The sequence below is a fragment of the Streptosporangium sp. NPDC006013 genome (assembly GCF_040614275.1).
In the GTDB taxonomy this organism is placed as follows: domain Bacteria; phylum Actinomycetota; class Actinomycetes; order Streptosporangiales; family Streptosporangiaceae; genus Streptosporangium.
The window spans coordinates 1-8,062 of the sequence record NZ_JBEXUE010000455.1; the positions used below are offsets into that span (position 1 = coordinate 1).

An 8,062-nucleotide genomic window follows, 5' to 3' on the forward strand; every position below is an offset into this window, starting at 1 on the left:
GAGTCGACGAGCGAGTCGTACACCTCCTCGGGCGAGGCGCCGATGAGGAACCGCTCCTGCATTCGCGGGGAGGTGAAGTCGCACTTCGGGGTGAGTTCGCGGGTCACCCTCCACGAGGCCCACCGGGAGCCGGGCGGCCGGGCCCGCAGCACCGCGGCCCCGTACATCGCCAACGACGGTCCCCACGTTTTCTACTCCGACGGCGAGCCATGGCGCTGGCTGGCGAGAAGAGGGCTGGTCGGGCCGTACACCAAGCCCACGCCCGGCAAGCTCGCGAAGGGCAGGTTCCGGCACGGCGACCGGCTGTCCGCCATACCACCCTGGTCACTGCTGAGGGCGTGCACCAAGCGGCGACTGCGGGCCCCGGTGGACGAGGAGTTCAGGACCTGGGCCACCCGGCACTTCGGTGAGGAGGCCATGCGGGCTCTCGCCGGACTGGTCGGTGTGATCACCTACGACGCCGACGCCGGACGTCTGTCGGCGGCGTTCGTCTGGGAGCGAGTGCTGCGGGCGACCGCGCCGAGGTATCCGGCACCGCGCTACATCGTCGGCGGCTGGGGGCGGGTGATCGAGCGGATGGCCGTACACGCGCGCGGTCTGGGCGTGCGGATCGAGACCGGCTCGCGGGTGGACCGCCTGCCCGAGGACACCCCCGTGATCGTGGCGACCTCACTGGACGCCGCCAGGACGCTGCTCGGCGACGGGTCGCTGCGCTGGGAGAGCGGGAAGGCCGTCCTGCTCGACCTCGGCCTCCGGGTGAGCGGCGACGACCTCTTCCTCGTCTCCGACCTGGACGAGGGCGGCTTCATGGAGCAGTACGGCCTGGCGGACCCCTCGCTCGCCACCAACGGGCAGACCCTCTGCCAGCTACAGATGCCGGTCAGAGCGGGTGAGACGAAGGCCGAGGCGGTGTCCAGGGCGGAGCGGGTGGCAGATCTCGGGCTTCCCGGCTGGCGGGAGCGGACGACCTGGCGGCGGGAGGCCACCTGCAACGGCCGCACCGGAGCCCTGGACCTGCCGGGGACCACCTGGCGGGACCGGCCCGCGATCGACCGGGGGGACGGCGTCTGGCTGGTCGGTGACTCGGTGGCGGCCCCCGGCCTGCTCAGCGAGGTCTCCTCGCACAGCGCTCTGATCGCGGCGGAATCCGCCCTGCGGGCCATCCGGCGAGCGGGCCACCGGGAGCCGCACTCGTCGATCGCCTGACGACTGCGCCGACGCGGCCTGTGCCGCCCCCGAGAGGGCACAGGCCGCGCGGCGAGGGAGGGTCAGCGCGCCAGAGCCCGCTCGTCCTCCAGGTAACCCGGCCGCCCGGCGTACCAGCCGGCCACGAACTGCACCGCGACCACCCCGAGCAGCAGCAGGAACGGCAGCGTCCAGCCGCCGGTCGACTCGTGCGTGAAGCCGATGACCAGGGGTCCGGCGCCCGCGATGAGATATCCGGTGCTCTGCCCGAAGGCCGACAGCGCGGCTGTCGCCTCGGGGGTGCGGGTGCGCATGGCGAGCATGGTGAGCGCGAGCGGGAAGGACCCCATCCCGATGCCGACCAGGCTCGCGAAGAGCCACGCCAGGCCGACGGGCGCGAGCCAGAGGCCGAGGAAGCCGGCGACGTAGAAGACCACGAAGGCGGCGACCACGGGCCGCTGGTCGGAGAACTTCGACGCCACCCAGGGCACGAGGAGCGAGACCGGGATACCGATCGCGGTGAAGACGCCCAGCACCAGACCCGCCTGCCCGCTGCTGTAGCCACCATCGATGAGGATCTTCGGCAGGAAGCCGAACATGATGTAGGCGACCATGCTCTGGGTGCCGAAGTAGGCGGCGACCGCCCAGGCCAGCCTGCTGCGGAGCAGGGCACGGGCACTCGTTCCCTCGCCCGCGCCGCGCCGCTCCGGCTCACTGCGCGCGAGCGCAAGCCACGGAATGGCGGCGACGGCGGCGAGCGCCCCCCACACCCCGAGGGCAACGTGCCAGTTGCCGTCGGTGGCCTGCTGGATGGGCACGGTCGCGGCGGCCGCGAGCATCGTGCCCACCGCGAGGGCCGTGGTGTAGACGGTGGTCATGGTCCCGGCCCTGCCGGGGAAGTGGCGCTTGATCAGGCTGGGGATGAGCACGTTGCCCACCGCTCCGCCCGACAGCGCCAGGGCACTGCTGTAGAGGAACACCTCGGCCGAGTCCACCATCGAGCGGATGAGCAGGCCGGCGCCCAGGACGATGAGGGAGAAGAGCAGGAGGCGGTGCTCGCCGACCTTCCTGGCCAGCGCCGGGGTCAGCGCGCCGACCGAGGCGAAGATGAGCACGGGGAGCGTGGTGAGCAGCCCGACTCCGAGGGCGGTCATGCCGAGGCCGGAGGTTATCTGGTCGAGAACCGGCCCGACGCTCGTGACGGCGGTGCGCAGGTTCAGCGCCGCGAGAACGATTCCCAGCACGAGCAACCAGGCGAGAGATCCTGTCGTTCCACCGGTGCGGCCCCTGGTCTGATGGGTTAGCACGCTCATGCTGGTTTCAGTCCTCCTCAGTGGTTTCATCCAATCGTAGGATGATTGGCTGACCACAACTTTAACAGGACTGAAACCTCTGTTTGTTCCTGACCGACGTGTCGGGGCGGAGGTGATCGAAAACTGCTGACAATGTGAAAGCCGGGTCACGCATCCCTTTACAGGGCGCGACCCGGCTCTCTCGCGCACCGGCGTGTCCCCGGCTCCGATGCCGAAGAACCCGGACGGTCAGGGCACCGGACATCTGGGGCCGCACCGGGCGAGCCTGCGATCCGGGGGACATCAGGCGGTCATCCCGGACCCGCGAGCGTCAGATGCGTGGCCCCGGGGGGAGCGGCGGCTCCTCGCCGAGCCGGCGGCCGGCCGGCGGCAGCGGCTCACCGCCGGGAGGCGGAAGCGCGGACTCCGGCGGGTAGCCCTGGCCCACGGTGCGCGGAGGTGCGGGCTCGTCAGAGCCGTAGCCACCTGTCGTGCCGGTGCCGCCGACCCGGGCGCCGTGCTCGTGCGGTCCCGGCACATCCCCGCGCCAGGCGCCGGTCTCGCCGCCGCGCGACTCGATGAAGGTCTTGAAACGCTCCAGGTCACCGCGGACCCGCAGGCGGACGATCTGCAGCCGGTCGCCGACGGTCTCGACGAACCCCTCGGGGTCGTACTCCATCTGGAGCGTGACCCGGGTGGTGTCAGGACCGAGGTGGTGGAAGGTCACCACACCGGCCTGGTGCGGCCGCTCGACCGATCTCCAGGCCACCCGCTCGTCGGGGTGCTGCTCGGTTATCTCCGCCTGGAACTCCCGGCGGACCCCCGCGATCTCGACGACCCACGCGGTACGCGTGTCGCTGAGTTGCTTGATCGACTCCACGCCTTCCATGAATTCGGGAAAGCTCTCGAACTGGGTCCACTGGTTGTACGCGGTCCGGATCGGGACGTTGACGTCGGCTGACTGTTCAATCGAGCTCATGACCGTGCCTCCCTTGTGGTTCGGTCGGTTCGGGAGGCAGACCTGCCCGGTGCGGGCCGGACCTAACTAGCGGCGCCGCAGAAGCCAGTAAAGCCCCAGGACTGGCAGCACAAACGGGATGAAGAGATATCCGCTTCCATAACCCGACCAGACTGTGGCCCGCGGGAACGCCTCTGGGTAGACCATGCTGAGCGTGCCGACGATGAGCACCCCGGCCAGCTCGATCCCGCAGGCGACCAGTGCCAGGATCCGGTTCCCCCTGGCCAGCGCGACGGTGAGCACGATGTAGACGGCGGCGGCGAACGCCGACAGCCAGTAGGCCAGCGGGGCCTCCTGCAGGCGCGTCCCGATCTGCACCGCGGCGCGGGCCCCCGCGGCCAGGGCGAACACCCCGTAGACCGCCACCAGCGCGCGGCCGGGTCCGCTGCCGATCGCCGGCTCGCTCACGGCATCCCCTGCCAGACCTGGAGCAGCCGCCCGACCATGCCGGGAATCGCGAAGCCCGCCACCGCGACCACCGCGGGCCCCCAACGTGAGCGCTCGCCGATCCCCCAGAAGGCCGCCACCGGCGGGATCACCACGCTGCCCGCCAGGTAGCCGATGAGCGTGGCCGAGCTCGCCGGCCCCTCGCCCCGCACCATCGCGGCGATCACGAACCCGGCCTGGACCAGCAGCCCGACCTCCAGCACCCCGAGCGCGACGAGGAGCACGGTGCCCATCGCTCTGTTCCGCATGGTGGTCAGGAGGCTGACCAGGCCGACCGCCAGGGAGAACAGGATCAGGCCGGTCGCGAGTGGGCCGATCATCGAGACCGCAGGGGATCGAAAAGCATGAGCAGTAGGGTACTGCCCGCCCCCCTCGCCCCCTCCTGCACGGCGCCTATTCTGAGACCGTGGAAAGGATCCTGGTCAGCGCCTGCCTGATGGGGCGGAAGGTCCGTTACGACGGGGCCGCCAAGACGAGCGGCGACGCGCTGCTGGCCGCGTGGCGGCGCCAGGGGAGGCTCGTTCCGTTCTGCCCGGAGGTCGAGGGCGGCCTGCCCGTCCCGCGCCCCGCCGCGGAGATCGAGGGCGGCGCCGGAGGCGCGGCGGTGCTCTCCGGGACGGCCCGGGTGCTGACCGCCGGGGGGGCCGACGTCACGGCCGCCTTCCTCGCCGGTGCTCAGGCGGCGCTCGCCGTCGCCAGGTCCTTCGACGTGAAGGTGGCGATCCTGAAGGAGGGCAGCCCCTCCTGCGGCAGCCTGACCGTCTACGACGGCACCTTCGCCGGTCGGCGCGTCCCCGGTCACGGAGTCACCTCGGCCCTGCTCGAACTGCACGGCATCGCGGTCTTCGGCGAGGATCGCATCACCGAGGCCGCCGCACGACTGCGCGAGATCGGCGACCCCTAGTATTCCCACAGGTCTGTACGGCTCTCCCCGCCGATGCAGAAGACCGCAGAGCCGTGTTCTCCCTTGACCAGGTCGACCCGGATCCACCCGGTGGCCGAGGCGACCTTGGCCTCGTAGCCCGCGTTGGGGGCCGCGGCGATCAGACGGCACACACCGTTCTCGATGGCGAACGAGACCGACCCGCCCTTGACGTTCACCACGCGCAGGTTCTCGGTCGAGATCGACCTGGTCCTGGTGGCCGCCGGCTTGGGCGCGGTGGGCGACGGCGCGCCGGATCCGGACGGCGAGGGGGACGGCGCCGACCGGGAGAGCCCGGCGTCCCGCGTGCGCACCGGCGTGGCCGTCCTCGACGGGGAACGGGCCGGCTGCGATCCGGTGGTATCCCGCGTGGGCGGGATGAGACGGGGCGCCGGGGTACGGACGGGTTCCGAGGAGGCCGCCGGCACGCCGATGACCTGCGGTCCCGTCGGCGCCCCCAGCGGGAGCCGCGAGTCTCCGGTGCGGCCGATGGCGGCGTTGAGGGGCTCGATGCTCGCGTCCTCGAAGACCTCGCTGCGGAGCACGTCGCGGACGCCGAACCAGGCGACCGAGATCGCCAGGACGGTGGCTCCGCACCACACCGCTATGAACCCCAGCGTTTGCCGCATGTCACGGATTATTACGTTACATGTCCCACTATTCACTACCGTTACACGACATGGCGACAGTTCTGGTGGTCGAAGATGACGAGTACGTACGGTCCGCGATCATTCAGGAACTCAGCAGGCGCCAGCACGTCGTGCGCAGCGCGGGACGTGCCCTCGACGCCCTGAGGGAGATCACCCAGAACCCCCCGGACGCGGTGGTCCTCGACCTCGGGCTACCCGACCTGGACGGGGCGGAGGCTCTCAAGATGGTCCGCAGCGTATCCAGTGTCCCCGTCATCATCGCCACGGCCAGGGACAACGAAGCGGAGATCGTCCGTCTGCTCCAGGCGGGGGCCGACGACTATCTGGTGAAGCCGTTCTCCGGCGACCACCTGAACGCCCGCCTGGACGCCGTGTTGCGCCGGGCGCGGAGCGCGACCCCACCGCCGCTACTGTGCGTCGGCGCGCTGTCGGTGGATCTGAACCGGCGCGAGGCCCACCTGGACGGCGTCCCTCTCACTCTCACCAGACGCGAGTTCGACCTCCTCGCCTACCTCGCCGCCCGCGCCGACCGGGTGGTCTCCCGCAAGGAGTTGCTCACCGAGGTGTGGCAGCAGTCCTACGGCGACGACCAGACGATCGACGTCCACCTGTCGTGGCTGCGGCGCAAACTCGGCGAGAGCGCGTCCTCCCCCCGCTACCTGCACACCGTACGCGGCGTGGGGGTCATGTTGATCACACCGTCGTGAGACGGACCCTGGCCCTGCTCACCGTCGCCGGGACCTCGATGGTCGCCCTGGCCTTCCTGATCCCGCTCGGGCTCATCGTCAGGGAGATCGCCTACGGCCGGGCCATGGCCGAGGCTGAACGGCAGGCATCGGCTCTGGTCCCGGTGCTGGCCATCACCGTCGAGGAGACCCGGCTCACCCACGCGCTGCTCAGCACGGGCGCGCAGGACCGGATCGCGGTCCACCTGCCCGGCGGCGGCTCGGCCGGCACCGTCAGGGCCCCCGCCGAGACCGTGGCCGCCGCCTCCCGGCTGACCAGGGCCATCACCGCGGAGATGGACACCGGCTACCTCCTGCTGCGCCCGGTCGCCCTGGAGGGCGGGCGGACCGTGGTCATTGAGATCTTCATCCCCTCGGACGACCTCACCCGGGGCGTCGCCGCGTCGTGGGCCGTGCTGAGCGGGGTGGCGACGGTGCTCGTCGCCGGCTCCCTGCTGGTCGGCGACCGGCTGGGCGTCCGGGTGGTGCGTTCGGCCCGGCGCCTGGGCAGGGCCGCGAGCGCGCTGGGCGCCGGAGATCTCAGCGTCCGCATCGAGCCGGAGGGCCCACCCGAGCTGGTCGCGGCCGGTGAGGCGTTCAACAGCATGGCCGACCGCGTGGTCCAGCTCCTGGCCGCCGAGCGGGAGATGGCCGCCGACCTGTCGCACCGCCTGCGCACACCCCTCACCGCGCTCCGGCTCAGCCTGGACCACCTGGGGCCCGAGGCCGAACAGAGCAGGAGCGCGCTGGGCCGCCTGGAAGCGGAGGTGGACCAGATCATCGCGGCGGCCAGGCAACCCTCCCTGGCGCCGGAGCTCGTCCACTGTGACGCCGCCGAGGTACTGCGCGAGCGGCTGACCTTCTGGTCCGCCCTGGCCGAGGACCAGCAGCGCGCCTGGGAGTTGATCGGCGCCTCGACCCCCACGCGGGTTCCGGTCGCGGCAGGAGAGCTCAGCGCCGTGCTGGACGCCCTGCTCGGCAACATCTTCCGGCACACCCCCGAGGGCACGGCGTTCACGGTGACCCTGCACCAGGGCTCGGGCACCGTCGGCATGCTGATCGCCGACGCCGGCCCCGGGATCCCCGACCCGGAGGCGGCGCTGCGGCGCGGGAGCAGCGGCGCGGGATCCACCGGGCTGGGCCTGGACATCGCCCGCCGGCTCGCCGAGTCCACCGGCGGCACGCTGCGGATCGACGCCTCCTCCCTCGGCGGCGCCAGGGTCCAGCTCTGGTTCCGCACCGACCGGCACGATCGGCCTTCGCGCATCACCCGGCGCCTGGTCCGCGGCCGCTGGTCCCGCGGGAACGCACCGCGTTGAACAGCCCGCTGAAGGTCACCGTCATGCTTGGCGGGGAGACCATCGGGGTTTGCGCGATAGGCGCGTTTCTTCCCTTTTGTGGGTCCCGTGCCGGAAACGGGCAGGGCTTGGCCGTCGCCCGCCTCGTTCGAGGGAGGCGAGAAGCCGCTTCCCTAGGGGAGCGGAGAAGTCAGACATTGGTTAGATCGCACGTAAGCACGCCTTAAGAGCAGCTAAAGCATGCTGTTTCGCCAATCCGGCTGCTCGATCATGAAGGAGCGCGGAAGGGATCGCGTACGCCACCCACGTCCGTGATCCCCCGCGCGTCTCACCGGGCCGGCCTCACGTTCAGACGGAGGGCGCGCGGCCGGCCCGGCAAGACGCGCCGGGATCCGCGGCCAGAAACGGAAGCCGCCTCTGCCCTGCACAAAAGCGCAGGTCAGAGGCGGTTCAACTGTGGAGCTATGGGGATTCGAACCCCAGACCTCCTCCATGCCATGGAGGCGCGCTACCAGCTGCGCCATA

Annotated in this window: 9 protein-coding genes and 1 tRNA gene; 4 read left to right on the top strand and 6 right to left on the bottom strand. The window is 71.2% G+C overall.

Annotation, left to right across the window (positions count from 1 at the left end; genetic code table 11):
- The first annotated feature begins 42 nt into the window (after nt 1-42).
- The gene (locus ABZ260_RS41345; RefSeq protein ID WP_355628672.1) at nt 43-1,206 is read left to right on the top strand and encodes an FAD-dependent oxidoreductase; all 1,164 of its coding nucleotides are present in this window, start codon (nt 43-45) and stop codon (nt 1,204-1,206) included.
- A 62-nt stretch (nt 1,207-1,268) separates the two neighbouring features.
- On the opposite strand, the gene ABZ260_RS41350 is transcribed toward ABZ260_RS41345, so the two are convergent.
- The 4 genes from ABZ260_RS41350 to ABZ260_RS41365 form a co-directional block, all read right to left on the bottom strand.
- Nucleotides 1,269-2,498 (bottom strand): MFS transporter, encoded by a 1,230-nt coding sequence (locus ABZ260_RS41350; RefSeq protein ID WP_355562644.1) that lies wholly within the window; start codon nt 2,496-2,498, stop codon nt 1,269-1,271.
- Nucleotides 2,499-2,808: 310 nt separating this feature from the next.
- The gene (locus ABZ260_RS41355) at nt 2,809-3,456 is read right to left on the bottom strand and encodes an SRPBCC family protein (RefSeq protein WP_355628658.1); all 648 of its coding nucleotides are present in this window, start codon (nt 3,454-3,456) and stop codon (nt 2,809-2,811) included.
- A gap of 66 nt (nt 3,457-3,522) precedes the next feature.
- The gene (locus ABZ260_RS41360) at nt 3,523-3,903 is read right to left on the bottom strand and encodes a hypothetical protein (RefSeq protein WP_355628661.1); all 381 of its coding nucleotides are present in this window, start codon (nt 3,901-3,903) and stop codon (nt 3,523-3,525) included.
- Nucleotides 3,900-4,262, bottom strand: a complete 363-nt coding sequence (locus ABZ260_RS41365) for a hypothetical protein (RefSeq protein WP_350928873.1) — start codon at nt 4,260-4,262, stop codon at nt 3,900-3,902. Before ABZ260_RS41365 ends, ABZ260_RS41360 begins: the two co-directional genes overlap by 4 nt.
- An 86-nt stretch (nt 4,263-4,348) precedes the next feature.
- Here ABZ260_RS41365 and ABZ260_RS41370 point away from each other — a divergent pair, with 86 nt between their 5' ends.
- The gene (locus ABZ260_RS41370; protein WP_355628664.1) at nt 4,349-4,846 is read left to right on the top strand and encodes a DUF523 domain-containing protein; all 498 of its coding nucleotides are present in this window, start codon (nt 4,349-4,351) and stop codon (nt 4,844-4,846) included.
- On the opposite strand, the gene ABZ260_RS41375 is transcribed toward ABZ260_RS41370, so the two are convergent.
- Nucleotides 4,843-5,493 (bottom strand): hypothetical protein, encoded by a 651-nt coding sequence (locus ABZ260_RS41375; RefSeq protein ID WP_355628666.1) that lies wholly within the window; start codon nt 5,491-5,493, stop codon nt 4,843-4,845. The two genes, ABZ260_RS41370 and ABZ260_RS41375, sit on opposite strands and share 4 nt — an antisense overlap.
- A 50-nt stretch (nt 5,494-5,543) precedes the next feature.
- Between ABZ260_RS41375 and ABZ260_RS41380 the strand changes: the two genes are divergently transcribed.
- The gene (locus ABZ260_RS41380) at nt 5,544-6,221 is read left to right on the top strand and encodes a response regulator transcription factor (protein WP_350928867.1); all 678 of its coding nucleotides are present in this window, start codon (nt 5,544-5,546) and stop codon (nt 6,219-6,221) included.
- Entirely contained in the window at nt 6,218-7,558 is a 1,341-nt protein-coding gene (locus ABZ260_RS41385; RefSeq protein ID WP_355628669.1) for an ATP-binding protein, read from the top strand. The genes ABZ260_RS41380 and ABZ260_RS41385 overlap by 4 nt, the downstream gene beginning before the upstream one ends.
- A gap of 436 nt (nt 7,559-7,994) precedes the next feature.
- Here the strand turns inward: ABZ260_RS41385 and ABZ260_RS41390 are convergent.
- Nucleotides 7,995-8,061, bottom strand: a tRNA-Ala gene (locus tag ABZ260_RS41390).
- Between the last annotated feature and the right edge of the window lies 1 nt (nt 8,062).